Raw genomic sequence first — 25,620 nt, forward strand, 5'->3', positions numbered from 1 at the left:
ATTTCTTGACATTCTGACAGCAGTGGCGGTCAAACGCGGCAAACAGGTGTTGAGAGTAGAACCCCGTGGTACGTCCCAAAATTGTTGTGTTTGTGAGGAGCATGTCCCCAAGACCTTGTCGGAACGGGTGCATGATTGCCCTCGTTGCGGGTCGTGGGACAGAGACTTGAACGCTGCTATCGAGATTTTGAAGCGTGGACTCAGGTCCCCCCGTATACGGGGGGATATAGGGGGGCGGTGGGACTGCCGCTCTCTGGCTGTGGAGGATCCTGGTTTACCAGTCCGTTGAAGCAGCAACTCCGGGAAGTGATTCTCGGAAGCTCCCGTCTACAGCCCGTCAGGGCCTAGCGGGAGAGGATGTCACCTTGGCCGCCCGCGCCGGGGCAGGAGCTAGCTTACAGACAGGGAGTAATCTGACCTCTGTTGGCAGGCGTCGCTTCCTCCCCACGGCTAGCCGCGCTGCGTTTTTCTAAGGAGGGGGAGGCAAGCTCTGTAGAACGCTGTGAACCACCGCTGCCGAGTTGAGAGCCGCTGTCTGAAAAAAAGTTAGGAAATCGGTATCGCTCCCTATGTCGCTAACCGATCGGACCAGCAGACAAGGGATCCCAGCTTCTTGCGCCACCCGTACCACCGCCGCTCCTTCCATTTCCACGACCAGGGCTCCGGTGCGCTCGCGAATTTGATGCCGGAGCTTGGCGTCGGCCACAAATACATCGCCCGTGGCCACCAGGCCTTGGTGGATGACCGGCTGCCGCCCCTGCAGCGGGTGAAGAGGGATCCGCTCCCCTTGGGCCACGATCAGGTCGTAAAGGGCACTATCGGCCTCCGCTAGAGGATGGCGCAACTCAGGGATAAAGTCGATCCCCAAGACAAAGCCTTCGGGCCGTCCGGTGCCGAAATCGTGCTCGATGGCGGCATGGGCCAGCACCACATCCCCCATCTGCAGGTGATCGGCCAAGGCGCCGGCCACGCCGGTAAAGATAATGCCCCGCAAAGGGAAGTGGGCCACCAACAGGGCTGCCGTAGTTGCCGCTCGCACCTTGCCCACCCCCCCTTGAACTACCACCACCGGCTGTCCGGCCAGGGATCCCTGATGGAACTGCCGCCCCAGATGGGTATGGACAGAGTTGATCTCCATTGCTTGGGTGAGCATGGCCACTTCTTCCGGCAGGGCCCCCAAAATGCCGACAGCCTTTTGGGAGGGGTGGGATGGAGTTTCCATAGGGCTTCCCTTAGGTTTTTGAGAATCCTCAGGTTTGAGAGGCGGGCGGGATCCGCTGTCCCCACAGGCCTGGCCATTTGGTGACTTTGAGATCTCCCAGCACCTGCACCTGACAGGCCAAGCGCAGCCCGTTGCCGTCCTGGGCCGCCGCCGTGGACGGGAGTTGGTGGGGTGGCAAAGACAGGCGGGCCCGTTCTCGCCAGCCCATAGGGGAAACAGCCCCTTCGATTTGTACGGCACAGGTGCCCAGACCGCGGCAGTTGAGGATAGGAGCCGGCGGGTTGTAGAGCGGGATCCCGGCTTGCAGCAGCACCTGGCGCAGGTTGGCGCCCGCCTCATAAGCGAGGGTGCGTCCTTGAACGTCAGGCTGGGGCATAGGTAACCTTCCCAACCGCGAACAGTTCTATTCTGGCCTGAGCCGGATCCGGCAGCATGGCAGGTAGGTGGGAGGGCTAGGCAGTATAGTTAAGGTGGTTAGACAGGGAGTAGGGGAAAGACCATGGTCTACAGCGAGCCGCTCATCGACCGTTCTCCAGAAGGTTTTCCAGGCCTGATGGAAGAGCCCCCTCGCTACGTTGAAGTTGTCTCAGCAGTAGTTTCCAGCCTCAAAGAAGATGCCGCCTACGAGAACCACGAGCAGGGCCACACCTGGAAATTCACCTACGGCAGCGTGGAAGTGTTCGTCCACCTGAGCGGCGAATCCCCCGAAGATACCCTGTTGGTGTGGTCTCCCGTGCTCTCTCTGCCGGTGGCGGAGCCGGCTAAGCTCATGCAGAAGCTGCTGGAGAAAAACTGGAGCGAAACTCTGGAAGCCCGTTTTTGCATCTGGAACAACCAAGTGGTGCTAAACCACCACCGCACTCTGGAAGGGCTCAGCGCTGGCGAGATCTCGCGCGCCATCACCCTTGTGGCCAGCTTGGCCGATGAGTACGATGAGCAGCTCCAGGCTGAGTTTCCCAAAGCTTGATGGGATCCCAGGGCTCTTGGCTGCCCTATCGCGTGGCCGCTGGCGGCTGGCAGATGGAGCAGGACTTTTGGCTTTTGCAGCGGCTGCGCCAGGATCCCAGGCCCTGTTTGCGCTTTTACGGCTGGGATCGGCTTACCCTCTCTCTGGGACGTCACCAGGCCTGGCCAGATCTGCCGCCAGGGATCCCGATGGTGCGCCGGCCCACCGGAGGACGGGCGGTGTTGCACCAGGCGGCGGAAGATGCAGCAGAGCTGACCTACAGCTTGGTGTTGCCCCTCTCTTACCTCCAAGCTCGGCTGCCCAATTTGCGGCGAGCCCAGGTGTACGACTTCTGCTGCCGTTTTTGGGTAGAGGGGCTGGCGGCGCTGGGCATTGAGGTGGATGCTCCCGCTTCTGTCCGCGGCCAAGGTGGCCAGGATCGGGGCTACCGCAACAAAATCAGTTGCTTTGCCGCCCGTACCCGTGCCGATCTAAGCTGGCAGCGCAAAAAGCTGATGGGCAACGCCCAACTGTGGCAACCCTGGGGGATCCTGCAACAGGGATCCCTCCTGTTGCGGCCCAATCCCGAGCTGTGGGAACGGTACCTGCCCGGATCGCAAGTGATTGGCGTGTACGACCTTTGCCCAACAGCGCCGGGGATCCCTGAGTTGATTGAGCATTTTCTCCGCATGGCCCAGGAGTGCTTTGAGGTGGAATGGCAAGAAGAAGCCTGGCCCGCACTGCTGGCTTAGTTTCTGGTTTCTAATCAACCATCGAGGGAGCAAGAAATAGCTTGACTCTTGCTGAAAAAGAGTTGTGCAGAAAAATCCGGAAGGCTTTGCAGCTAGACCGAAGAAGATTTTCCCTTGCTTAGAGCTCTAGCCTCTTTCCCCTGCGAAAAGAGGAAAGCCAAGACTCGTCCCAGCGCTATTTTTTGTGTCGACAAACACCAAAGGCAAAGCAGCAAGAGACTGCTACCCTCTCCATCCCCAATAGCTGTGCTAAAACCAAGGCAGCGCTCAGCCAGGTAAGCCATGCCAAAAGTTTGGGCGGCAGTTTTGCTAGGCATTTTCTTACTGCCGCAGCCCGCTTGGGCCATTACCCTTGAACAAGTGCCCAACCCCCGCCGTCAGTATGGAGGGTGGGTTTCCGACACCGCCAATATCCTCAGCAGTAGCACTGAAAACGAGCTGAACCGCCTTATCACCCAGCTTGAGCAGCGCACCGGTGCCGAGATGGCGGTGGTTACGGTACCCAATACCCAGGGATATGCCACACCGAAAGCGTTCACTACGCAACTATTCAACTACTGGGGCATTGGCAAGGCTGGCCGCAACAACGGCGTGTTGTTCCTCGTCTCGGTAGGAGATCGGCGGATAGAGATTGAGACAGGCAGAGGCTTGACCACCCTCCTCCCCGACAGCCAGGTTCAGCAGATTATCGACCAGCAAATCCTGCCCAGGTTTCGCGCCGGAGACTTCGACGGCGGCACCCTAGCGGGAGTACGGCAGTTGGCCTCAGCCCTGCAGGGGCAGCAGGCTTCCACCTCTCTTTCCCCTGCAACCGTTCCTCAAGCGGTTGGAGCGGGATCCCTGGCTGTTGCCCAAAGCTCCCTGGAAGGGATCCTGCTGCTATTGGGGATCATCATCCTAGGGGTGGGGTGGCAGCGCTCCCGCTTGCCGGTCTACCTAAAGGCCGAGCGAGGGACAAGACGAGCTATCCCCCTGACCCGTCGAACTCAAGAGGCGGCTGCTCTCTCTTCGCTCCAGAGCGATCCCATTCGACTGTTTCTCTATTCCGGCTCCCTTTGCCTTGGCCTCTTCCTGATGTCGGCCAGTGGCAACTGGCTGGTGCTGACGCTGCCCCTCCTGGCGGCTGTGGTGACCGACGGCACCCTGTGCCAGAAGCGGGGGATCCCCTTTCAGCCCGTGGTCTGCCAAAGCTGCGGTCGACCCATGCGCCCCATCCAGGCGCAAGTTCTCGATACGTGCCTCTCCCCGGGAGATCGCTTAGCCAAAAGCCGGGGCAGAGCCAGCTACTACGGCTGGTTTTGCCCTAGCTGTCAGGGGGCAGCTGTGGTTGTTCGCGAGAATGCATTTTATCGCCACCTCTATTGCCTCCGGTGTCAAGCTCTCACCCTCGACCTCACCACACAGGTTCTCAGGGAAGCCACCTATTCCTCTAGCGGCTTGAAGCTGGAAATCCTGAGCTGTCCTATCTGCGGGTACCGCAGCGAGCGAGAGGTGGTCATCCCCGAGCTCAGCGACACAGACACAGATTCAGACTTCGGTGGAGATTCAGGTGGAGATTCAGACTTCGGGGGCGGCAGCAGCAGCGGCGGCGGAGCAGGCGGCAGTTGGTGAGACCCAACTCTAGAGATTTCTCTATCGATCTGAAAAAGGAGTCGGGCTTCTCTTAAATCCGCCAGGGCAGTACAGTGGTAAGGGAGCAGCGATAGAGAAGATCCCATGACCCTTGCAGAAGGCGTACAACTGGTTAGCTTTGGGGTGCTCTCGGCAATGGCCATTGGCTTTGCCCTGGGAGTGGTTTGGGCCCCCAACATCGTCTATTCCGGCTTTCTATTGGGGGGCGTTTTCTTGAGCATGGCCGGGCTGTACCTCCTCTTGAATGCCGATTTTGTGGCTGCAGCTCAGGTGTTGATCTACGTCGGCGCCGTCAACGTGCTGATCCTGTTCGCCATCATGCTGGTGAACCGGCGCTATACTTTCGCTCCTTTGAAGTTGGGCTGGCTGCGCAATGGGGTGACGGCGGCGGTGTGTTTGGGGCTGTTTGCCCTCCTGACGGCAATGGCCCTGAATACCCCCTGGCAGTTGGAGCCGATCCAGCCCACGAGCAGTGCTTTGGTGATGGGTGGGCATTTCTTTAGCGACTATCTGTTGCCGTTCGAGTTGGCTTCTGTTTTGCTGCTGATGGCGTTGATCGGGGCCATTGTGCTGGCGCGTCGAGAGTTTGTCGTTCCCCAAGCCCAAGAAGGGGATCTCAGCTTGCTGGAGCGGGCCCGGCCACAGCTTGAATCGGAGTCGGAACGCCCAGCAGAGCTGGTGAGCACGCGTTGAAGCTGCCTGCTCTCGGCCATACAGCCCAGCGTTTTCCTGATGCCCCTCTCATCTGTATCCAGTGGAGCCTCTTGTGATGTTGCAACTGCAGTTTTTCTTGGTGGTCGCGGCAATTCTTTTCTGCATCGGCATCTACGGCTTGATCGTCAGTCGCAACGCCATTCGGGTGTTGATGTCGATTGAGCTGATGCTCAACGCCGTCAACCTGAACTTTATGGCTTTCTCCAACTTTGTCGACTCGGGCTTGATTCGCGGCCAAGTGTTTTCGGTATTTGTCATCACCGTGGCGGCTGCCGAGGCGGCAGTGGGCTTGGCCATTGTGTTGGGGATCTACCGCAACCGCGCCACCATCGACATGGAGAGCTTTAACCTGCTCAGGTGGTAGTTGTTTTCTTGATCGATGACTTTCAGGTGCGGCTGGGCAGCGGCGGGCATTGGATCCCAGGGATCAGGGATTCCAGCAGGCCGCTGCAGGCGTCCCAGAGCAGCTCGATCACGTAGTGAAACCCTGCCTCGCCCCCGTAGTAGGGATCCGGAACTTCTTCATCGGTGTGAGAACGACAGTAGCTACAGATTAGGCGTACCTTGTCGGCATATCTTCTCTGGGGATCGAGGCTGAGGATATCGCGGTAATTTTGCCGATCCATGGCCAGGATCAGGTCGAACTCCCGCAGATCCAAAGGATGAATTTGCCGGGCTTGGCCGTGCAGCTCCAGTCCATAGCGCTGGGCAACTTGTCGCATGCGGCGATCTGGGGGACTGCCGAGGTGGTAGGCGGCTGTACCTGCCGAATCGCAGAGGATGTCCCCCTCATGGCCGCTGCTCTGCAGCAGGTGGTTGGTGATCCCTTCGGCAGCGGGAGAACGGCAGATGTTGCCCAGGCACACAAACAGCAGCTTTTGGCTCATGGATCCCTCGACGGCAGTGAACATTTCCCACCGCATTATCTGCGTTTTGCGGCCCAGAGTACAGAAGCAGGCGAGAGGGGATAGGGCCCTCAGGCGGCAGCGGGACAGATTCTTGGCCAGAATGGAGCTAGTTCCCCTGGTGAGATGTCTTATGCCAGATGCCACCCGCTACCCCCACCCGCAGGATGTGGCCAACCTCATTCTCTACTTGCAAACGGAGCTGGCTCTGTTTGAACAATGGGCTGCTCAAGAAGGGATCCCGTCTGCGGCTCTGCGCCCCATCGAGCGCTCCCAAGAGGCTTTGCGGCGAGCTGTAGATCAACTGGAGCTGCGGGAGTGGTACCGCGAACTCACCTATGGCTTTCGGGATCAGTTGGGGCGCCTAGAAGAATGGTTGTAGCTGTCCGGCAGAGCTTTCCAGTGCCAAAATAACGACAACTTTCCCAGGGGCGCCGCTCATGTTGCAGGTTCAGGATCTCTGCTACCACCCGGCAACCCTCCCTCAGCCGATTCTCCGGGATCTCTCCTTTGAGCTGGGCCTGAATCAGTTGGGGCTGATCGTGGGCAAAAGTGGGGCCGGCAAGAGCACCCTGCTGGAAATTTTGGCCGGCTTGGCGCGGCCCAGGCGCGGGCGGATTGCCTGGGGAGGAACAGAGCTCTCCCCCCAGCAGTTGCGCAGCATGGCGGGGCTGGTGTTTCAGTTCCCGGAGCGTCACTTTTGTGGCTTGACGGTGCTAGAGGAAATGCGCTTCGGCCACCCGGAGCTGCAACAAAAGGAGATTGAAAACGTTCTCAAACAGGTGGGATTGGAAGGGATCCCTCTGTGCACCTCCCCCAACCATCTCAGTGGCGGACAACAACGGCGCTTGGCCCTGGCGGTACAGCTTATTCGCGGCCCGCTGCTACTGCTGCTGGACGAGCCGACGGCAGGGCTGGACTGGTCGGTGCGGCGGCAGTTGATCGAGCTGCTGGCCCGGCTGAAATCCACCTGGACGGTGTTGGTGGTTTCCCACGACCCAGAGGAGCTATCCTCCATTGCCGATGTGCGGTGGATCTTGCAGGCGGGATCCCTGCAGCCGTTGCCGACAGATGCGCTGCTTCAAAGGTAGCGGCGGGGATCCACCGGCTGGCCGTTGACCCGCACCTCGAAGTGAACGTGGGGGCCGGTGGAGAGGCCGGTGGAGCCGGAAGCGGCAATGGCCTGCCCCCGCTGTACCTGCTGACCCACCCCAACGGCGACGCGGCTGTTGTGGGCGTACAGGGTGGTGATGCCGCCGCCGTGGTTGACAATCACCGTGTAGCCGTAGCCGCCATACCAGCCGGCGTAGATGACGGTGCCCCGGTCTGATGCCCGAACTGGCGTGCCGGTGGGCACACCGAAGTCGATCCCCGCATGGAAGCGGCGGCTTCCGTAGATGGGGTGAACCCGCCAGCCGAAGCCGCTGGTGATTGGCCCGCGCACTGGTGGGATCAACCGGCCTGTCCCCTGAACCGGATCTCTGCCCCCCCGCTGCTGAGCCTGCTGGGCGATCAGTTGCTGGATGAGGATGGTCAACTGTTGGGAATCGGCTTCCAAACGCCGTTGGGCTGCTTCATAGGCGGCGCGCTCGTTGGCCAGGCGGCCCACCAGTTGCTCTTGGGCGGCAGCCTGCTGCTGCAGTTGGTTTTTCTGGGCTGCCAGCTCCTGCAAGATTAAAGAAATCTCGTTGCGCTGCGCTTCCAGGGCGATCCGCTGCTGATCCACCTCCTTGGCCATCACCTGCAGCTCTCGGATCAACTGCCGGTCGGCTTCGATTAGCAATTGCAACTGGTGGCGGCGATCGAAAAACTCGTTGAGGTCGCGGCTGGTGAGCAGCAAAGCCCACCAATGTTCCGCCCCCTGCCGCTGCATGTAGCGCAAGCGGGCGGCCGTGCCCTGCTGCTGCCGTCTCAGGCGGTCTTCCAGCTCTTGGAGCTCCTTCTGCGCTTGCTCTAGCGCCCTCTGGGCCTGTTCCAGACGATATTGGTTGTCGCGAAGGCTAGCTTCTGTCTGTTGGATGTTTTGCCGCAGGGATCCCATGCGGCGACGGGCTTCTTCTTCCGCTTGGCGCAGCTCTCCCAGGCGTCGCTGGGTGCCCCGGATTTGTTGCTGGATCTGTTGCTGCCGCTGTTGCAGTTGGTGGAGATTCTGCGCCTGAGATGGAGCAACCCGCCACAGTCCCCCCAGCACCAGGAGGGCGAGCAACCCGACCATCACCCATGCCTTCAGGCTGTGTGTCCCACAACTGAGCTTGACCACTCCCCACACCCTCGGCAACCAACCTACCGACCCTAAGAATACAAAGATTCGCAAGGACTGATCGAGCCCAATCGCGCTGTTGCCCGCTGTCGTTACTCCAAATCGTTACAAGATACAAGCAAAACGGCTGGGTTATTTTCAATACCAGTAAAACCGTTCATTCCTTCAATTCCTGACTTCCCCCTCCCTTTGAGAGAGGGGCTGGGGGCGAGGGATCCTCACTGCGGCTAGGTTCGTATCGATCTCCAGATCCCACAGGTCTAATCGGTGCCCAACCTAAACAACCGGCAAGCCAGAGCAACCTCGACACAACATCCAGACAATGGCGATAAACTAGCCGCTCACCTGCCGGCAAAACCTCATGCCAGTAAGATGAAAACGATCAATGCCAACCAGAAAGTTACCTCGTAGAGATGGGCTACCATGCGCCACCTTTCCCCTGAGGGAGCTTCCTCCTCTCCTCTGCCGAGTTCAATGTTGGTTAAGGAGCTAACAAGGCTGCAGATAGCTACTAAAATGAGAGACCAGCGACGCCATGAAAGGATGGGAAAAGTAAGCGCTCCAACGAGTGCTACAAACCCGCAAACAGTTGCCCCTATAAACACCACTTTTGCCTGTTCTTTATTCTATTTTAGCCTTCTTCTCAAAAGGAAATTTGTTATAGCTTGTCATTGTTTTACCGTCGGGCTGTTTGGTTATTTTTAATTGCAATTAAACTTAAAATCAACCCAAGCAAGGTAGAAATCGATGAGAGAGGGCTTTTCCACAGATGGTGTTTGAGGGTTCTGAACAGAGCTTCAGAGAGGGATGGCGGCACCCCTGGCTACTCCATTTGTGGCAGCAGCCCCTGATCGCGGTGATCCGCCTCTCGGCCAGCCCGGCCCAAGCCCTTGAGGGATCCACCCTGGCCATCCGGGCCGGGATCCGCCACATTGAGATCACTCCCCAAGTTCCCCGGTATCTGGAGTTGATTGCCCAACTGCGGCAAGACTACCCGCATTGCTGGGTAGGGGTGGGCACGGTTTTAAATCGGCAGATGGCAGAGCAGGCTTGGCAGGCGGGAGCCCAATTCTATGTTTGCCCCTTTGCGGACGAGAGCATCATCCGCTGGGGTCGGGAAGCAGGGCTGCCCATTGTGCCCGGCGCCCTCACCCCCGGCGAGATCTGGAGGGCCTGGCAGGCCGGGGCAACGGCAGTAAAGGTGTTTCCGGCAGAAAGCCTTGGCGGATCCCGTTACCTGCGCCATCTGCAACCGGTGCTGGGATCCCTGCCTTTGATCCCAACTGGGGGGGTTACCTTGGCCAATGCAGCAGAATATCTGCAGGCAGGGGCCTGGGCTGTCGGCATCGCCGGGGATCTCTTCCCGGCGGAGCTTCTTTCCCAGCAAGGGGTTGATCCAGACAGTTGCCGGCAAGAGCTGGAAAATCGGCTGCGGCAAACGCTACAACAGCTTGCCAGCCAGAGGGTCGCCGCAGCCTGGCCCGAACTTCCGGGTGAACCCCCAGAGTAGGGGGCGCGTTGACGCTCCCCGCACTTGAGTGGGGAGATGGCCGAGCACCCTGGCAGCAAACTTTGGAGGGCGCTGCCCAGCCGCACCCCCGACATCCCTCAGACAAAGAAAGTCCGAGAGTTGCGTCTGATTTCCCTATCACCTTGGCCGCCGCTCCCCTTACATGGGGTTCCTTGACTTCCCCCTTCCAGGGTTTGCAGCGTATTTGCCTGGGGAGGCGTCTTTTATGGCTATCGCAGCGGCACCCTAGCACAGCCAGCAATGTTAGCGCTACAGTACATTGAAGGTTTGTACCACTGGCAAGGGCGACTCAAGTCGTGGGTGGCCGTTCCGCTCCGTACTCAATGGGGCCAGCGAGCCAATTTTGGGTGTGAGTGAGGCCTGCATGGAGGGATTCCTGGATCTGTACCTGGAGCTAAACGTCCCCAGCCCAGTTGAGGAAGCCACTTGGCACCGTTGGTTTGAGGTGTGGCTGCGGGAGCTGGGGGTGACGGATCCCTGCGAGCTCAGCCTTTGCCTCACCTCCGACGAGCACATCCGCCAGCTCAACCGCGAGTTTCGCCACATCGACGCTCCCACCGATGTCCTGGCCTTTGCCGCCGAGGAGACGTCCACCCCTGTCGAGCTGCAGAAGATAACAGGGGTGCGCCTGCTGGGGGATATCGTGATTTCGGTACCCACCGCTTGCGCGCAGGCAAAAGCCCAGGGGCAGCGGCTGTCGCGGGAATTGGCCTGGCTGGCCAGCCACGGCCTGCTGCATCTCTTGGGATGGGATCACCCCGATGAGCTTTCCCTACAGCGCATGCTGCAGCAACAGCACCACCTGCTTGCCGCCATCCAAGAAGACCTGGAGGTGACCCATGGCCAGCAGCCCTAGCCGTTTTCCCCAGCCGCTGCGTTTGGCGGCATTGCGACGGCGAGCCCCTTTCACTTCAGCGCAGGTCGATTCGGCCCATCCCTCCGAGGCACCAGACCCGGGAGCCGAGGCTGACCTCGCGGCGCAGGATCCCTGGCAGCGCCCCCCCTCGTGGCAGGTGGCCACTAGCCTAAGTAAAAGCTTCTACTATGCAGGAAAGGGCCTGCTGTACGCCGCCCGCACCCAGCGCAACTTTCGCATCCACCTGGCTATGGCGGTAGTGGCCTTTGTCTTAGGGTTGGCCCTGCGGCTGAGCGCCGTAGAAATGGCCCTGATCAGCTTGACCAGCGGGATGGTGATGGCCTTGGAGCTGGTGAATACTGCCCTGGAAGCAGTGGTGGATCTGACCCTGGGCAGCCGCTATCACCTGCTGGCAGAAATTGCCAAAGATTGCGCTGCTGGAGCGGTGTTAGTGGCAGCGATGGCGGCTTTGGCTGTGGCAGCTTGGCTGTTTCTCCCCCCCTTGCTGCTGCTGCTGCCAGGGTAGGGACGCCGAAAAAGTTTTGCCCAGCCTCTCAAGGGATCCCATCCCAAACAGGTTTGTGCTGTGGATTTCTGGCTCCCCTCTCCCGCAGGGAAAGGGGTTAAGGGGTGAGGGATAAGGAGGGTCGGGAACTTGAGTGGGAGGGCGGTGTCCTAGTCTGCGAAAGGCCTATACGCCTAAAAGCACGACCCCTTTGTAATCGGGGTGACCAGCTTGACCCAAGGGCCTCCTCTATATTTGGGAATGGATCACCACCCGTCCCCCCTGTCGATCCAAATTCAGGGGTTTGGCCTCTGCTTCGATATCCAGTTGCTCCCAGGCGCCGACCATGGCGCATCCCACCCGTTCTCGCTCCTCCGGGGCGCAGAAGGCTAAAAGCGTGGGGCCAGCCCCGCTGATCACCACCCCATAGGCCCCGGCAGCCAGAGCCGCTGCCTGGACGGTTTTGAAGCCGGTAATCAGCTCCATGCGCGCCGGTTGGTGCAGTCGATCCTGCAAGGCCACCTTCAGCCAGTCCGCCCGCCCCGACTGCAGGCTGCGGATAAGCAGCCCCAGGTGACTGACGGAAAAGACAGCATCCGCCAGGCTGACGGACTTGGGCAGGATCTCGCGGGCCGCCTGGGTAGACAGCTTAAAGTTAGGCACCGCCGCCACTAGGCCGATGCGCTCGTGCCAATCCACCGGGCAAAATACCCATTGCCCCTGCTGCCCCTGCACACAGAGTTGACAGCCGCCCTGGAGGGCGGGCACCACGTTGTCGGGATGGCCTTCAAGGGCAATGGCCAACTGCAGGAGAGTCTCAGGAGCCAGGTTCAGCGATCCAAGAGCATTAGCCCCCAACAGGCCGCCGACAATGGCAGTGGCAGAGCTGCCCAGGCCCCGCGCCAGGGGCACGTTGAGGGTGATCTCAATCTCCACCCCCGGCACCGGCTTGCTTAGCAGCTCGAAAGCACGGCAGAAAGCGCGGTACACCAGGTTGTCCTTGCTCTGGCTGATGTGATCGCTGCCGCGATAGTGGATGCTGAGGCCGGTGGGAATCTCGCGAAATTGGAAGTGGTTGTAGAGCTCCAGGGCTGCACCGATGCAATCGAACCCCGGCCCCAAGTTAGCGGTGGTGGCGGGGACGATCACCTCTACTCGCTCTCTAACCAAGGGGGAAGCTCCTTAGCGAACGGCGGGCAACTCAATACCTGTAAGCCCCCATTATCCTACGAATGGGAGATCTCAGGCTCGCAGGGCCTCGATGGGATCTAGTTGCGCCGCTTGGCGGGCCGGGAAAATGCCGAAAACCACCCCGATCCCCGTCGAGAGGGAAAAGGACACCGCCACCGCCACTGCATCCACGCGGGTGGCCAGGGGGGTGAACACTTGCAGCGCCACCAGCAGGCCGCTGCTGAGGAGGATCCCGGCCACGCCCCCGCTGACGGCAATGAGAATAGCTTCGGTGGCAAACTGCTGCAAAATTTGCCGGCTATCGGCGCCGATCGCCTTGCGCAACCCGATCTCGGAGGTGCGTTCCGACACCGAGATCAGCATCACATTCATGATCCCCACCCCGCCCACCAGCAGCGAGAGGGCCGCCGTGCCGGTCAGCAGCACCCGCAGCAAGGTTAAGATCCTGGCCGCCCCGTCCAGCAACACCTTTTGGTTGCGGACGACGAAGTCATCCTCCCCCACCAGTTGGTGCCGTTGCCGCAGCAAGTTGCGGATCTGGAACTCGGCAGCCGGCAGATCTGCTTCGGAGCGGGCCGAGACGAAGATCGCCGTCAGTTCCAGGCCATAGGGGGAGCGCCGCCCCACAAACCGGTTGGCCACCACATCCACCGGCAAAAACAGGCCGGCATCGCTGTTGCCAAACACCGTTGGCTTAGAACGCAACGTGCCGATTACCTCGAAGGGCAGGTTGTTCAGCAGCACCGTCTCCCCGATGGCGGCAGCGGGATCCAAGCCGAACAGCTCGCGGGCGGCCTCGCTGCCCAGCACCACCACCGGGCGCTGCTCCTCAATATCCGCTGGCAAGAGAAAGCGCCCCTCCTCGATCTCCAAATTCAGCACCGACAAATACTCCGGCCAGGTGCCTGTGGCCTCATAGCGGCGATCCACTCCCCCCCGCACGGCGCGCACATTGACCACAAGACTGGGGACGGCTGCCGACACAGCGGGCACTTCCGCGGCAATTGCCCGTAGATCGTCGAGGGTAATGGGACGGGTGTTGCTGGCGTCCGCCAGGCCCAAGCTGGAAGAAAAGACAATGAGCAAGTTGGTGCCCAAAGAACGGAACTGATCCACGGCCAGCTCCTGGGCAGCATGGCCAAACCCGGCAATGGCCACGACGGCGGCGTTGCCGATGAGGATCCCTAACATGCTTAAACCGGTGCGCAGGCGGTAGCGGCGCACCATTTGCCAGGCCATTCGGGCTGCAATCGGTAGGCTCATGGGTGTGGCTTGATTTGAGCGGTTTCGCTGCGATTTTGCTCTTGTCGGATCAAAGTCTCCAGGTTCACCCCCGGCGGCAGCGCCGTAAAGACCCGATCCCCCGCCCGCAAGCCGGAGAGCACTTGGGTGATCCCGCCCTGGGTGAGGCCTGTTTCCACCGGTCGATAGACGGGCCGCTGGGTTCGCGGATCCAGCAGGATCACTCCCTCTTGGCCCTGCTCCCGCAAGATGGCCACCGAGGGCACCGTGAGCGCCTGAGGCTGCCGCTCCCCGATAAAATCCACCGAGACGTTCATGCCGGTGCGCAAAAAGTCTGCCCCCGCCTCCGGTTCGATCATGACCCGAAAGACGGTGACCTCCCGCACCACCACCGTGGCAGGGGCAATCCGCTTCACCCGCCCCTGCACCACCCGATCCGGATAGGCCAGGGAGCGGATCTCCACCGGCTGCCCCACCCGCACCTGGGCAATCTGCGCCTCCGGCACCTCGGCTCGCACCTCGATCCCCTGGGCCAGCGCCAAGATAGAGCTGGAAGAAGCGGCGGTGGCATCGGAAGCTGCGGTAGTGGGAGTTACAAAGGATCCCACCTCGGCAAAGCGCTGGACAACCACGCCGGAAAAGGGCGCCCGGATCTCGGCCTCAGCCAGGCGAGATTGCCGCTGGGCCAGCTCTGCCTCCGCTTGGGCAATCTGAGCTTGGATCTGCTGCAGCGTTTCTGGGCGGCTACCTGACCGCAATCGCTCCAGCTCCTGTTGAGCCGCTTGCCAGTCCGCCTGCGCCTGTTCCAGGCGGGCCAGGCGTTGATCCAGCTCGCTACGGGCCACCACCCCCTGCTGCACCAGGGTCTGAATCCGCTCCAATTCCCTTTCGGCCAACCTCACTTGCGACCGCGCCGCATCCACCCTGGCCTGGGCCGCCGCGATCACCTGGGGTCGCTCGCCAGCTTGCAGTTCCGCTAGGCGGGCCTGTAGCTCTTGGATGCGGGCTTGGGCTTGGCGAATGCCGCTGGCTAAATCCCCGTAATCCATCCGAGCCAACACTTGCCCTGCCACTACCTCATCTCCCTGATCCACCAGCAGCTCTGCCAGACGACCGGACTCGCGGGGGCTGACATTCACCTGCCGGATCGGCTGCACCTGGCCGCTCACCCGCAGGCGTTGGGCGAGATCTGTCACCTGCACGGGCACCGTTAGCCTCTCCAGGCGCTGGGCCGTCTGTTGCCGGAGCTGACGCTGAACGAGAATGCCGCCGCCCAAGCCGGCTAACAATATCCCCACAAGGATCCAGCCGATGGGCAGTCCTCTGTTGTGGGATCCGGTCTGTGGCAGAGGTTGGTCAGCAGATTTGGCAGGGGTTGGGGATCCCGTCTGGGGCTCATTGGTGCGCAGGATCACAAAAGTCTCTCGCCTTTAACAAGGGCTTTCTCTGTATCCAGCCTATTGAAAAAGGAGAGGGGGTGCAAACGCGGTTTCCCGCATGGCCATTGGGTTCGGACGGCTGGCAAGCTCTGTACAAAAAAAGGGGGGATTGCTACACTGATTAGCTGCCGATAACGCGGGAAAGCCATGAACGCTCGCATCAACGCCGAAGAGATCATCCGCTCCATCGAAGCGGCCCACATGAAGTCGGATCTGCCAGAGATCCATGTTGGCGATCAGGTACGGGTGGGGGTGCGCATTCAAGAGGGCGGCAAAGAGCGGGTGCAGGCCTTTGAAGGCACGGTCATTGCTATGCGTCACTCTGGATGCAACCGCACCATCACGGTGCGCAAGATTTTCCAGGGAATTGGAGTGGAGCGGGTCTTCCTAGTTCACTCGCCGCGCATCGACTCAATCCAGGTGTTGCGGCGTGGCAAGGTGCGGCGGGCCAAGCTGTTCTATCTGCGAAACCGAGTGGGCAAGGCCACTCGCATCAAAGCCAAAACGGATTCTAAAGAAGAAACCCTCTAAGGCTTTGGGCATACCTGCTACACTAGGTAAACTAGGTAAGGGGCTGACCCTTTACTACTCCTGCGTCCTTAGTTCAGTTGGTAGAACGTCGGTCTCCAAAACCGGATGTCGGGGGTTCGAGTCCTCCAGGACGCGTCAGCGGTTCGGCATTTTGAGGTGGCTTGGGGTAGATTCTCAAGCTTAAGCGCCCCGAGCTGCCAATTTTCAGAGAGAAGTCAGGGATCCAAGCCAACCGCTCCAACAAAAATTGGACGAGCCTGTTTAGACTCGCCGCTGCGGCCAAGGAACTTCGGCGGCAGCCGTTCGCAATCGGGCTGAGGGCGCTGCGGAGAGTCTTCCAGTTCCCCGTGAACGAGGATTAAAGAGATAGAGATCCCAACTTTTCCCGGGCCAAACCTAGGACTTCCTCGCTTCCTTCTTGATGCGATCCAACTCTGCCTGTAGCTCAGCAATCTGTTGGCGCAAACGGGCAGCTTCCGAAAGTTCAAGGGCAGTGCCAGTCTTGTCTTCAGCGTCGCCCATGTCGTCAATGTTGATCTTGCGAGGGGCGCCAGCAGACCTTTCCCCCCCCCTACGGTTGGCGTTGGCAGCGATGGCGTCCATGTAGGCCCGCGCCTCTTCGGCGGTCATCGCCCCCCGCTCCACCAATTCATCCACCAAAGCCTGGACCTGCTTGCGCAGCTCCAGCAGACGGCTGTTGGCTCTCCCGGCCACCTTTGCAGCATTGTCTGCCACCACCGCGGCCAAACCCATGCCGAAGTAGAAAGCCTTCTGAGCAAAGTTGGCGAGGGGGTTGTCTGTCTCGGCCATACAGGTGTGCGCTGCCAGGGCAGAGGTAAAACTTGGAAGAGGGCGACCCGGGTTGACGCGCCTGCTCAGAGCATCCCGTAGTGCTGCTATCTTCCGATCCTGACACGGTTTGGGCGTCGGAGCTGCACGGACCCAGGTCTTCCAGTAGCCTAACATTTTTCCTCTCTGCCCCGCTCGGCTTTCTGGAGGTGATCTCAGATCTTCTCCCCCTGTAGACGGCGGGAGGGGGCAGAGTACAGCGCGAGCCTTCCCGTCTTGCAAGGTAAACCTAAGGGGTTTCCGGCGGCTCCAGATAAACTGGGATCCGCTCCACAACGGTATCGCTGCGCCGCACCTCTTGTCCCTGGGCTTGGGGAATAGCCACCGGCAAGGTAACCGGTTGGGCAACGAAACAACTGGCCACCGGCAGAGCCTGCTCCAGTTCGTCGAGAGGGCGCGGGATCACAGCCACCGCGTTCAGCTCGCCGATGCGCTCTGCCTCGTACATGCCGGCATCGATGGCGATGGCCACGTTGGCCACCGTGCCCCGAATGATGGCCGTACACAGGCCGTCGCCAATGGTCTCGTAGGCGGCCAGTTGCACATCCGCCGTTTTCAGCATTGTGTCGGCGGCCCCTACCATAGCCGGAAAGCCGCGGGTTTCCAGCAGGCCCACGGCCAAGTTGCTGAGGCGGCTGTAGCCGCGGTTTTGTGCCAGTTGAGACAGCTTGCTGCTGACGGGCAGCACCGCCTCCAAGTTAGGCAAAGGCCGTGGAATGACCAAACTGGAGATCTCCTCTTGCTCAAACTGGCGGGCCACCTCGATCCCCTCCTCGATGGCAATGCGCACATCGGCAATCCCTCCCCGTACGATTGCCGTGCAGTAGCCTCCTGAGATCTTCTCAAAGCCGATCAGCGTCACCCCCGCCGACTTGGTCATGGCGTCGGCAATGCGCACAATGACCGGAAAGCTGCGTGTCTGAATAAGGCCCAAAGAGGTGGACATAGCACCCTACTTCTTTATGCCAGTGTAGCCCTCAAGACTGGCCACCCCCAGAGGATAGGATCTGCCGGTAAGGATAGATCTTGCCCAGCAGCCGATCCAGCTCCGAATAGCCCGGGATCCCATTTAGCTTGCGGGTCTCAGGGGATCTCGAGTTCTCTTGGGTTTGCTCAGCCGCCTCCTGCCAACGACGGGTTTGCTTTTCCACCTGGGCCAGCGGCGAGTCGGGGGGAGAGGGAGGGGTCGGCTCAGGCAAGGTTTCCTCAGGGGGTTCTATCGGCTCTTGCGGGGCCGCCGCCGACACGGGCTCTGCCTCGCTAGCCATGCCCACCTCCGCCTCTTGCCTGCTGGGATAGGTGGGATCCCCGACCAGCGAGCGGGGAGGGATCACCGCCTGGCTGAGCACTGAACAGTTGAGCAGCGTGGTTTCCGAGCCGATACAGGCGTTTTTGCCGATGGTGCCCTGCCCGATCACCAGCACCCCCATTCCCAAGGTGGCCCCCGCCTCCACGACGAGGGATCCCCCGCAGGCGTGCAGGATGGATCCCATGCCAATACAGACGCCTCGCCCGATCTCGATGCGACAGCCGGGGTTGGCCCGCAACAGCACTCCCGCTGCAATGCCTGCCCCTGCCTCCACCTGCACCTCGCCACTGACATAGTAGCGAGTTTCGCCGTTCTGGCTGGGCCAGGAGCGCAGCGTTGTAGAGGTGGGCAGAGGCAAAGCCAAGGTGCTCCTCATCGCTAGGAGGTCGGATCAAAACCAACCTTGAACCGACAGTGATCAGAGAACAGGCGGATCCCTCAAGGGGTTTGGATGATCTGCTCCAGCACCCGTCGTTTGGCTTTGGGGTCGATGCCCAGCAGGCGCACATACTCGCCGCGATGCTCCTCCAGGCAGGCTTCCAGAGCCGCCACCACCTGGGGCAGCTGGGTGGCCTCGATAGGGCTGCAGCTCTGCCAAGAGGAGGTGCGAAAACGCCGCTTGTCCGCATGTTCGGTGCCGATGCGGTAGCCCTGGCTGAGCAATTGCTGCACCTGTGCCACCACCTCGCTGCTGAGTCGGGTGCTGGCAGGAACGGTGGAAACAGGAGTAGCCGCCGGGGATCCCTGGGCTGCAGGGGCAGGCGACTTGCCGCCGGGGGTTTGAATGACGCGCTCGTAAACCCGCTTTTTCCCCTTGGGATCGATCCCCAACAGGCGCACGTAGTGGCCTTGGTGCTCCGCCAAAGCAGCCGTCAGCTCGGCCAACACCTCCGGCCCGCGGCTGGCGCGAATGGTCGGCCCGGTCTGCCAAGAGGAGGTTTTGAAGCGGCGCTCGTCAGCATATTCGTAGCCGATGCGATAGCCCTGGGCCAGCAGCCGATGTACCTCTTCCTGTAACTCCAGGTCGAGGCCAGCAGCGCTCCCTCCCAGCTTGCCCCCCTCTGCGGGCGAGGCTGTCCCGCCGCTGCTGCTCATCTGGGGCGTTTGAATCACCTTCTCCAGCAGCCGCCGTTTGGCCTTGGGATCGATTCCCAGCAGGCGCACATACTCTCCCGTATGTTCGGCCAAGGCCGCCTGCACAGCCGCCAGGATCTCTTGGGCCGAGCCGCTCCAATTGCCCAAAGTCTGCCAGGAAGAGGTGCGGTAGCGGCGGACATCGGCCACCTCCAGGCCGACGCGATACCCCTGCGCCAATAGCGCCCGGATCTCCTCCTCCAAGCTGGCGTCAGGGCGCGGATTGGCTGCGCCGGAACCTGGGGCCGTAACCGAGACGTGGCTGGGGGATCCAGAAACGGTCGCCGGCCCCTCCGGGGTTTGGATGATCTGCTCCAACACCCGTCGTTTCGCCTTGGGGTCGATCCCCAACAGGCGCACGTATTCGCCGCGGTGCTCCGCCAAAATAGCCCCCAGCGATTGCATGACCTCGGCCTCGCGGGTGCTGGTGATCGGGCTTTCGCTCTGCCAGGAAGAGGTACGGAAGCGGCGGGCATCGGCATATTCCAGCCCTACCCGATAGCCTTGGGCCAACAGGGCGCGAACTTGCTCCACCACCTCCGGCTTGAGAAGGGATCCGCCGCCGTTCCGGCCGTCGGCGCGAGAGGAGGAATGAGTCATGGATGCCGTCTCCGTAGCCGTTGGGTTAGAGGTGCGCGACCGCAGAAGTTCGTTGCGAATGGGAGCAATACAGACCAGGTTTTCGCTGCAGTGATAGCCTTCCAGCAGAGCCTGGTTGATGCCGATCACATGTTGGGCAAACTTGGCATCGCTATCCTGCACATCGGGCAGCCGATCCGCCTCAGCTTGCGTGGTGATGATGGAGCCGGAGGGCACATACTTGCCCGGCGGGATCTCCACATCCTGGATCAAGCAGTGCAACATGACGATGCAGCCATCCCCCACCCGCGCGTTGAACACCGTGGAGCGGAAGCCGATAAAGCAGTTGTTGCCCACATAGGCTGGCCCGTGGATCAAGGCCATGTGGGCAATGGAGGTGTTCTTGCCAATCCACACGGAGTAGGGTTGGCCATCTTCCCCAATGACCCGCCCTTGCTCCAGGCCGTGGATTACCACCCCATCCTGGACGTTGGAGCCGTCGCCAATGTAAAAGGGAGAGCCCTCATCCGCACGGATGGAAGTTCCTGGGGCAATCAGCACCTGGGCGCCCACGCGCACATCCCCGATGAGATTGGAAAAGGAATGCACGTAGGCAGAGGGATGGATGGTCGGCTCCGCCAGGCGGCGAGACCAGGGCGTTGGCGGCGCAGCATAGGTGTGAGCAGGCATAACCGTGAGCCTCTAGAACACGTCAGAGAGAGGAAGGAGGGATCCCAGCTAGCGTTGGTCGCGCTTGTTGTAGAGGGAGCGACCGCCGATGCTGACGGTATCGATGATCGCCATCACCACTGCATCCAGCGGACGGGTTTCGTTTCCCTGCGGCTGGCGAGCTGCGCTGCCCTGGCTGACCAGCACCCACTCCTCGGCGCCGGCCCCCACCGGATCGGCAGCTACAGCGTAGTCGGGCTGCGGTCGGCCCTCGAGATCGACATACTGCACCACCAGAAACTTCACGCCTGTCAGGCTGGGATCCTTCTGGGTGCTGGTAACAGTGCCCCGCACAATCGCGATACGCATCTAGGGACGGGTGAAGGGACGGATGGCGTTGACCCCTTCGCGGAACTGAGCCACATCCTCGGTGTAGCGAATGGGCAACACGTACTCTAGGTTTTCGTGGGGACGGGCGATGATGTGCCAGGAGAGCAACTGGCCGCCATTGACCCGCTTCACCGACTCGATCCCGGCGGCCACCGAGGCCTGCACCTCGGAGACATCGCCCCGTACGATCACGGTGACGCGCCCGCTGCTGATTTTTTCATAACCCACCAGGGTGACGCGCGCGGCCTTTACCATGGCGTCGGCAGCTTCCACCACTGCCGGGAAGCCCAGGGTTTCGATCATTCCGACTGCAATAGCCATAGGGACTCCTTACGCTGAAATTGTGGAGGGGGTTGGAACCTGTCCAGATTTTCTGGATCGGGTCAATTCCAGGCTAAGTGCAACTACTCAGTTAGGTACGAAACTGCTCCACTGCCTCCGTGTAGCGGATGGGCAGCACAAACTCCAGGTTTTCGTGGGGACGGGCGATGATGTGGTGGGAGAGGATCTCGCCCCCACTCACCCGTTTGGCAGACTCCAAGCCAGCGGCCACCGAGGCCTGCACCTCGGAGACATCGCCCCGTACGATCACGGTGACGCGCCCGCTGCCAATTTTTTCGTAACCCACTAAGGTGACGCGCGCGGCCTTTACCATGGCGTCGGCAGCTTCCACTACTGCCGGGAACCCGCGGGTTTCGATCATTCCGACTGCAATAGGCATATCAACTCTCCACTTTTGAACACTCAGTTCCTGAACGTTGCCGAACCCAGCAATAAGGCCAATCGATCTCCAAATTGATCTCGCCTATTGGGTTCGATCCTGCAATTTCCCTCGAACTCATCCAAGAGATCCTCTGCCCAACCCTCAGTGGACAGCTCTTCTCGGCAACACCTACTCCAGCCACCACAGACCTCCCCCTGGAGAGAAGGCCGTGCCCAACCCCCGACCTCAGACTCAATCAGACAGAGGCCAGAAAAGGTTGTGGGAGCCATCCGGGTTAACCACAACTGTCGCTCAGGCGGGCAAAGCTGCCAACTCCAGGCCAAGTCCCCATCTTTCTTGCACAAAATCGATCATACAAAATCGACGAGGACGCCCCAGAGAAGGGATCCCCCGACTCAACAAAATGATATCCCCATTCAATCCTGGACGAAAATCAATATTTTTAATTAGCACGATAGCTTTTTATTAAGAGAGACAAAATTGTTATCAACTCAAAAATAATTCTTGACATCTTTTCAGCTTTTGCCGTTATCGGCGCAGCGAGGGGGGCACTTCCAAGTCATGGGCTTCCATGAGGTCGGGTTGGCTCATCAGATGGGCCGGGGATCCCTGGGCGCAAATCCGGCCTTGATCTAAGAGGATCACCCGATCGCACACTTCCAGGATCAGTTCCAGATCGTGGGAAGCGAGCAGAAAGGTGTGCGTTGCTTGCAACAAAAAGGCGATTAGCCGGCGACGGGCGCGCAGATCCAGGTTGGCAGTCGGCTCATCGTAGAGTACCAACTGCGGCTGCATTGCCAGGATCCCGGCGATCGCGACCATGCGTTTTTCACCGCCGGAGAGATGATGGGGGGGACAGTTGGCCAAATTCAGGGTGCCGGTCATCGCCAGGGTTGCTTGGACCACAGCCGCGACCTCTGTCTCAGAACGTCCCAGGTTGCGCGGCCCAAAGGCTACATCCTCGGCCACCGAGGCGGCAAACAGTTGATCGTCGGGATCCTGAAACACCAGCCCCACCTCAGGGCGAAACTGGCCAGGCTGGAGCGGCTGCCCAAACAAAGTGATCTGGCCGGAACAGGGGGGCAACAGGCCAGCGAGGGCCAGGAACAGGGTGGTTTTGCCGGCGCCATTGGGGCCAATGATTCCTAGGCGCTGCCCGGCCTCAACCCGTAGATCCAGCCCTTGCAGCACCGGCGGACAACCGGGATAGGCGACCCACAACTGTTTGACCTCCACCGCCGGCGCTGTGTTCATGGCAGCAAGCTCATCCCAGGGCTAGCGCTGCTCCCAATGCTTCCAGCGCTTCTGGGTGGCGGCAGGGGTGAGCTGCAGGGTGGGTACGCTGGGGCTGGTCAGGTCGATCTGGAGAATTTCGTCGGGTGTACACTCGCAGTGGCGGCGCAGATCCCGCATTTGGTTGAGGGTTTGAATTTGCAGAGGCAGGCGGTCAGAAATCGGCCCCAGATAGACGTTGCCCAGCTCAGTGTGGAGCGTGATTCCCTCTCCCGACTGCCAATCTACGGTCTCGATCTGGATCTCAGCCTGTTGCAGGGCTTCGAGCAACAAGGCCCATTGCTCGGGCGCGTGGTTCTCCCAGCCCAGCAACTCCAGCTCAGGCCAGGAAAGGGAGGATCCGCTGTGGCGTCGAAAGGGATCGGGGGGCAGCCAATGGCCTTGCCGATCCACCCAGCCTGTCTGGTCGCCCCGACGGGCGCGCGCGACCAGTTGCCGTTCCCGCACCTGGACGATCACCCCCACCGGCAGCAGCCGCCGCTGTACCTGGACGCTTTCGATGGGAGAAGGGCGGGCCGGGGATGCCAGCAAGGCTCTTTCCAACACAGCCGGCTGCACCTGCCAGAGGTTCATTGGATAGGTCAGAGGCAGTTGCTCCCGGATCCAGTCGGGGTCGACCCAGTAGCTGCCCTTTACCTGAATTTGCTCCGGCCGGCGAATTTGCCAGTAGGGCTGCTGCAGGCCCAACACCAGCAGCGTCAGAACGCCCATCGAGCTGGCCAAGCGCCAGGATCCCTGCCAAAAGCGCTTGCGCCGTTGCTGACGCAAAAGTCGCCTGCGTTGCAGAAGTTGGTCGCGCGTGGGAGAAGCCAGAGGTACCATTAGCCCTCCCTCAAGCCAAAGGGGAGCATTCCATGCTCCTATTCAACTCGCGATCTCCTCGACCTGATCCGCCCGCAGCCAAATTGGAGGGGTGGGAACAGCCCCAAACTTAATCTGGAGGTAGTCGTCCTTGATATCCACCACTTCTCCAGGAGTTTCGAAGACGTAGTTGGGAATCAAAGGGTCGCTGGCCTGGGCTTCCAGGCTGCCTTGCAGTTTCTCGCGGATGGCCCGCACCAAAGTGCCTCGCTTAATCGCCATTGCCCCTCCTTCGATAGCCGTTGTATCCTGTGCCGCCAATAAGCCGGGTCCAGCCTACTTGCGCTTCAGGCTGCGGGCCATGTTGCGAAACATGTCCATGTCAGATCCCCCCTGGCGGCGTGAGCCTGCTCCACTGCTGCTGTTTGAGGTGGAAGAGCTTTGCTCAGGGGCTTTGGCCTGTTCTACGGCCAACTTAACTTTGCTTAGGGAAGAAACCTGCTCCACCACCTCCACCTTCTCCGTAGAGCCGAAATCCTGGAAGGTGTGCTTCACGATCCTAGGAGTGCGCATGTATTCGATGTTGCCAAGGGTTTTGGCCTCATCTGGGTCGAGAAAGAAGGTGTTGTCTTTCTTTTTGGCCGGCTGAGCAGCCGTCCCTGATGAAGGTTTGGAATCTGCCTGACCACGAGAGCCGAAAAAGCGCCTGAAGATGCCCACCATTGGTGTCTTGCCTGCAATGCGAAGAAAGTTGAGCCGGATCCCTAGACGTCGGGTCAGCCAGCCGCAGCTAGAAAGGTGACGGCTGAGCCCGGCTATGAAATCATGTTAAGCCAACTCAGGATAACATGCTCCCTGGCTGCAGGACGGCTTTCTCGGCCACATGTTCAACTCTCGGAGGCTCTGCCAGGGGAGGACCTTCGACCCTAGGCAAGTAGTCTGGCCAAGGGCAGCGAGCACATCCTCAGTCACGGCTCTTTAGTAAGTTTGGGGATCCCAATGACTGGCCAATGTACAGTTTTTTTGCTGGAAAATCCGTGTTGGCTCCCTTTTTGAGCTATGGCTTGACTCTTCACAATCAGTATGGGCAAGCAGTGTTAAGCCCGATCCCAGGAGGGGCAAACTATGACCATTCGATCCATCGTTGAAGAAGTCTTGCAAACTCGCCACTTTACCTCAGAACACGAGAGCCTAATCTACCGCCTGTTGTGCGATCGGTGTTTTGACGAGGCCGATTTGAAGGCATTGGCTTACCTGAGCGACGCTATGGTTCAGGGAATTGTTCAGCACTAGCCTCGGGATCCCTAAATAATTACAGGCGGCACTCCGGATGCCCGTCTTACGGAGAGGGCCCAAAAACTTTTGGGATCCCTTCCTCTGCGAAACCCTTTAGGCTCAAGAAGCTTCTGAGATCATCTCCAGAAGTGCGAGCGAAATTACCTGGCAGGCGTTGGGGAGCAAGCGTTACCCCTCTGCCTGCGAGGTGTAATGTATGGCAACCCTGAGCGGACTGCCTAAATTCAAGGCTGTGCCGATGCAGCGAGCCAAGATTTGAATGTTTTGCTTTTGCTCCGCCGATTCTAAAATCCTGGTAGAGGCCTTGCTCGGGCTGGCGATGGACGAATACCGGCTGTTCATCTTAAGCAAGCTCTCAATTTTGTTCAGCGGGTTGATATCTTATACGCGACTTGGAAAGTAATTGGAGAACAGCAAAAGAAATACCGCATCGTTCTTTGCTTAAAGACTAGAGCGGCTTGTCCCTCTCCCGCATCGGCGACCCTACGGATTTTGGCCGGCAAGGCACTCCCAGTTTTTCAAAGATGGCCGGTTTTCTCTCCGAGATCCCACGGGCGAAGGATCGCCGCCTTGCGGTGAGAGCATGCCTCTAACCCCCAAAACCCTGAACTTTGCTGAATTTACTGAGCTTTAGGCGGTTTGGCAAAAGTCATTGAGAGGGATATAGTAGACCAAGTTTCCCCCTGATCCTTGAGTCCACCGCAACGGTTGCCGGGAAGTGAAGGGGGAAAGCGCTCGGGGGGTATTCCTCAGGGCTTTGCGGGATACCGCCTTCCTGCTCAGAGATAGGCAGGATGCGATCGCTTCTTTCCTGAACCATGTTCAGGAGAGTTCAGCGTGAATGTATCAG

31 protein-coding genes, 1 tRNA gene and 1 other RNA gene are annotated in these 25,620 nt (G+C 60.1%); 14 read left to right on the top strand and 19 right to left on the bottom strand.

Features of this window, described 5'->3' with window-relative positions; translation table 11 throughout:
• Positions 1-46 precede the first annotated feature (46 nt).
• On the top strand, positions 47-289 hold the full coding sequence (locus SYN65AY6A5_RS03390; RefSeq protein ID WP_240531043.1) for a transposase: 243 nt from the start codon (positions 47-49) through the stop codon (positions 287-289).
• A gap of 180 nt (positions 290-469) precedes the next feature.
• Here SYN65AY6A5_RS03390 and SYN65AY6A5_RS03395 read toward each other — a convergent pair whose 3' ends face one another.
• Positions 470-1,222, bottom strand: a complete 753-nt coding sequence (locus SYN65AY6A5_RS03395; RefSeq protein ID WP_099812049.1) for a 5'-methylthioadenosine/adenosylhomocysteine nucleosidase — start codon at positions 1,220-1,222, stop codon at positions 470-472.
• 28 nt (positions 1,223-1,250) lie between these two features.
• On the bottom strand, positions 1,251-1,598 hold the full coding sequence (locus SYN65AY6A5_RS03400) for a (2Fe-2S)-binding protein (protein ID WP_099812050.1): 348 nt from the start codon (positions 1,596-1,598) through the stop codon (positions 1,251-1,253).
• Positions 1,599-1,721: 123 nt separating this feature from the next.
• Between SYN65AY6A5_RS03400 and SYN65AY6A5_RS03405 the strand changes: the two genes are divergently transcribed.
• From SYN65AY6A5_RS03405 to nuoK, 5 genes are all read left to right on the top strand, one after another.
• The gene (locus SYN65AY6A5_RS03405; protein ID WP_011430472.1) at positions 1,722-2,189 is read left to right on the top strand and encodes a YbjN domain-containing protein; all 468 of its coding nucleotides are present in this window, start codon (positions 1,722-1,724) and stop codon (positions 2,187-2,189) included.
• Positions 2,189-2,920, top strand: coding sequence for a ligase (locus tag SYN65AY6A5_RS03410; protein WP_099883913.1), 732 nt, complete (start codon positions 2,189-2,191; stop codon positions 2,918-2,920). Before SYN65AY6A5_RS03405 ends, SYN65AY6A5_RS03410 begins: the two co-directional genes overlap by 1 nt.
• Before the next feature lie 282 nt (positions 2,921-3,202).
• Positions 3,203-4,531 (top strand): TPM domain-containing protein, encoded by a 1,329-nt coding sequence (locus tag SYN65AY6A5_RS03415; protein ID WP_099883915.1) that lies wholly within the window; start codon positions 3,203-3,205, stop codon positions 4,529-4,531.
• A gap of 105 nt (positions 4,532-4,636) precedes the next feature.
• Entirely contained in the window at positions 4,637-5,245 is a 609-nt protein-coding gene (locus SYN65AY6A5_RS03420) for an NADH-quinone oxidoreductase subunit J (RefSeq protein ID WP_099883917.1), read from the top strand.
• 79 nt (positions 5,246-5,324) lie between these two features.
• Complete coding sequence (nuoK, locus tag SYN65AY6A5_RS03425) at positions 5,325-5,630, top strand: NADH-quinone oxidoreductase subunit NuoK (protein WP_041439067.1); 306 nt, start codon at positions 5,325-5,327, stop codon at positions 5,628-5,630.
• 22 nt (positions 5,631-5,652) lie between these two features.
• On the opposite strand, the gene SYN65AY6A5_RS03430 is transcribed toward nuoK, so the two are convergent.
• Complete coding sequence (locus SYN65AY6A5_RS03430; protein WP_011430467.1) at positions 5,653-6,153, bottom strand: low molecular weight protein-tyrosine-phosphatase; 501 nt, start codon at positions 6,151-6,153, stop codon at positions 5,653-5,655.
• A 151-nt stretch (positions 6,154-6,304) separates the two neighbouring features.
• Here SYN65AY6A5_RS03430 and SYN65AY6A5_RS03435 point away from each other — a divergent pair, with 151 nt between their 5' ends.
• Both SYN65AY6A5_RS03435 and SYN65AY6A5_RS03440 read left to right on the top strand, forming a co-directional pair.
• Complete coding sequence (locus SYN65AY6A5_RS03435) at positions 6,305-6,553, top strand: hypothetical protein (RefSeq protein ID WP_011430466.1); 249 nt, start codon at positions 6,305-6,307, stop codon at positions 6,551-6,553.
• Between the two features lie 58 nt (positions 6,554-6,611).
• Complete coding sequence (locus tag SYN65AY6A5_RS03440; protein ID WP_099883919.1) at positions 6,612-7,262, top strand: ABC transporter ATP-binding protein; 651 nt, start codon at positions 6,612-6,614, stop codon at positions 7,260-7,262.
• Here SYN65AY6A5_RS03440 and SYN65AY6A5_RS03445 read toward each other — a convergent pair.
• On the bottom strand, positions 7,253-8,386 hold the full coding sequence (locus SYN65AY6A5_RS03445; RefSeq protein WP_071813517.1) for a M23 family metallopeptidase: 1,134 nt from the start codon (positions 8,384-8,386) through the stop codon (positions 7,253-7,255). The two genes, SYN65AY6A5_RS03440 and SYN65AY6A5_RS03445, sit on opposite strands and share 10 nt — an antisense overlap.
• An 814-nt stretch (positions 8,387-9,200) precedes the next feature.
• Here SYN65AY6A5_RS03445 and eda point away from each other — a divergent pair.
• From eda to SYN65AY6A5_RS03460, 3 genes are all read left to right on the top strand, one after another.
• Positions 9,201-9,941, top strand: a complete 741-nt coding sequence (gene eda / locus SYN65AY6A5_RS03450; RefSeq protein ID WP_011430463.1) for a bifunctional 4-hydroxy-2-oxoglutarate aldolase/2-dehydro-3-deoxy-phosphogluconate aldolase — start codon at positions 9,201-9,203, stop codon at positions 9,939-9,941.
• 385 nt (positions 9,942-10,326) lie between these two features.
• Complete coding sequence (ybeY, locus tag SYN65AY6A5_RS03455; RefSeq protein WP_041438372.1) at positions 10,327-10,818, top strand: rRNA maturation RNase YbeY; 492 nt, start codon at positions 10,327-10,329, stop codon at positions 10,816-10,818.
• The gene (locus SYN65AY6A5_RS03460; protein ID WP_099812054.1) at positions 10,802-11,344 is read left to right on the top strand and encodes a diacylglycerol kinase family protein; all 543 of its coding nucleotides are present in this window, start codon (positions 10,802-10,804) and stop codon (positions 11,342-11,344) included. Before ybeY ends, SYN65AY6A5_RS03460 begins: the two co-directional genes overlap by 17 nt.
• Positions 11,345-11,572: 228 nt before the next feature.
• Here SYN65AY6A5_RS03460 and thrB read toward each other — a convergent pair whose 3' ends face one another.
• The 3 genes from thrB to SYN65AY6A5_RS03475 form a co-directional block, all read right to left on the bottom strand.
• Positions 11,573-12,493, bottom strand: coding sequence for a homoserine kinase (thrB, locus tag SYN65AY6A5_RS03465; RefSeq protein ID WP_011430460.1), 921 nt, complete (start codon positions 12,491-12,493; stop codon positions 11,573-11,575).
• A 72-nt stretch (positions 12,494-12,565) separates the two neighbouring features.
• Entirely contained in the window at positions 12,566-13,753 is a 1,188-nt protein-coding gene (locus SYN65AY6A5_RS03470; protein ID WP_240527648.1) for an ABC transporter permease, read from the bottom strand.
• 20 nt (positions 13,754-13,773) lie between these two features.
• Positions 13,774-15,171, bottom strand: a complete 1,398-nt coding sequence (locus SYN65AY6A5_RS03475; RefSeq protein ID WP_011430458.1) for an efflux RND transporter periplasmic adaptor subunit — start codon at positions 15,169-15,171, stop codon at positions 13,774-13,776.
• 171 nt (positions 15,172-15,342) lie between these two features.
• On the opposite strand from SYN65AY6A5_RS03475, the gene rplS reads away from it, so the two are divergent.
• Positions 15,343-15,726, top strand: a complete 384-nt coding sequence (gene rplS, locus SYN65AY6A5_RS03480) for a 50S ribosomal protein L19 (RefSeq protein ID WP_011430457.1) — start codon at positions 15,343-15,345, stop codon at positions 15,724-15,726.
• 62 nt (positions 15,727-15,788) lie between these two features.
• Positions 15,789-15,861, top strand: a tRNA-Trp gene (locus SYN65AY6A5_RS03485).
• Between the two features lie 261 nt (positions 15,862-16,122).
• Here the strand turns inward: SYN65AY6A5_RS03485 and SYN65AY6A5_RS03490 are convergent.
• The 12 genes from SYN65AY6A5_RS03490 to SYN65AY6A5_RS03545 form a co-directional block, all read right to left on the bottom strand.
• Positions 16,123-16,536 carry a hypothetical protein gene (locus tag SYN65AY6A5_RS03490; protein ID WP_011430456.1) on the bottom strand — a complete coding sequence of 138 codons (414 nt, stop codon included), beginning with the start codon at positions 16,534-16,536 and terminating at the stop codon, positions 16,123-16,125.
• 41 nt (positions 16,537-16,577) lie between these two features.
• Positions 16,578-16,675: signal recognition particle sRNA small type (gene ffs, locus SYN65AY6A5_RS03495), an RNA gene on the bottom strand.
• Between the two features lie 129 nt (positions 16,676-16,804).
• Entirely contained in the window at positions 16,805-17,521 is a 717-nt protein-coding gene (locus SYN65AY6A5_RS03500) for a BMC domain-containing protein (protein ID WP_099812055.1), read from the bottom strand.
• Positions 17,522-17,552: 31 nt separating this feature from the next.
• Positions 17,553-18,248 carry a hypothetical protein gene (locus SYN65AY6A5_RS03505; protein ID WP_240530974.1) on the bottom strand — a complete coding sequence of 232 codons (696 nt, stop codon included), beginning with the start codon at positions 18,246-18,248 and terminating at the stop codon, positions 17,553-17,555.
• 74 nt (positions 18,249-18,322) lie between these two features.
• Positions 18,323-20,287, bottom strand: a complete 1,965-nt coding sequence (locus tag SYN65AY6A5_RS03510; RefSeq protein ID WP_099883921.1) for a ribulose bisphosphate carboxylase small subunit — start codon at positions 20,285-20,287, stop codon at positions 18,323-18,325.
• 48 nt (positions 20,288-20,335) lie between these two features.
• Positions 20,336-20,635, bottom strand: coding sequence for a EutN/CcmL family microcompartment protein (locus tag SYN65AY6A5_RS03515; RefSeq protein WP_011430452.1), 300 nt, complete (start codon positions 20,633-20,635; stop codon positions 20,336-20,338).
• Entirely contained in the window at positions 20,636-20,977 is a 342-nt protein-coding gene (locus SYN65AY6A5_RS03520) for a carbon dioxide-concentrating mechanism protein CcmK (RefSeq protein WP_011430451.1), read from the bottom strand. It abuts the gene before it with no gap.
• A 91-nt stretch (positions 20,978-21,068) separates the two neighbouring features.
• Positions 21,069-21,377, bottom strand: a complete 309-nt coding sequence (locus tag SYN65AY6A5_RS03525) for a carbon dioxide-concentrating mechanism protein CcmK (protein WP_011430450.1) — start codon at positions 21,375-21,377, stop codon at positions 21,069-21,071.
• A 531-nt stretch (positions 21,378-21,908) separates the two neighbouring features.
• Positions 21,909-22,634: an ABC transporter ATP-binding protein gene (locus tag SYN65AY6A5_RS03530; protein WP_011430448.1), complete on the bottom strand. Its 726-nt coding sequence runs from the start codon at positions 22,632-22,634 to the stop codon at positions 21,909-21,911.
• Positions 22,635-22,655: 21 nt separating this feature from the next.
• Positions 22,656-23,495 (bottom strand): FtsQ-type POTRA domain-containing protein, encoded by an 840-nt coding sequence (locus tag SYN65AY6A5_RS03535; RefSeq protein WP_011430447.1) that lies wholly within the window; start codon positions 23,493-23,495, stop codon positions 22,656-22,658.
• A 42-nt stretch (positions 23,496-23,537) separates the two neighbouring features.
• Positions 23,538-23,756 carry an NAD(P)H-quinone oxidoreductase subunit O gene (locus SYN65AY6A5_RS03540; protein ID WP_011430446.1) on the bottom strand — a complete coding sequence of 73 codons (219 nt, stop codon included), beginning with the start codon at positions 23,754-23,756 and terminating at the stop codon, positions 23,538-23,540.
• A 54-nt stretch (positions 23,757-23,810) separates the two neighbouring features.
• The gene (locus tag SYN65AY6A5_RS03545; RefSeq protein ID WP_011430445.1) at positions 23,811-24,197 is read right to left on the bottom strand and encodes a hypothetical protein; all 387 of its coding nucleotides are present in this window, start codon (positions 24,195-24,197) and stop codon (positions 23,811-23,813) included.
• A gap of 402 nt (positions 24,198-24,599) precedes the next feature.
• Between SYN65AY6A5_RS03545 and SYN65AY6A5_RS13950 the strand changes: the two genes are divergently transcribed.
• Positions 24,600-24,767: a hypothetical protein gene (locus SYN65AY6A5_RS13950; protein ID WP_011430444.1), complete on the top strand. Its 168-nt coding sequence runs from the start codon at positions 24,600-24,602 to the stop codon at positions 24,765-24,767.
• Positions 24,768-25,620: the final 853 nt, after the last annotated feature.

It is taken from the genome of Synechococcus sp. 65AY6A5 (genome assembly GCF_002760415.1).
Taxonomy (GTDB): Bacteria; Cyanobacteriota; Cyanobacteriia; order Thermostichales; family Thermostichaceae; genus Thermostichus.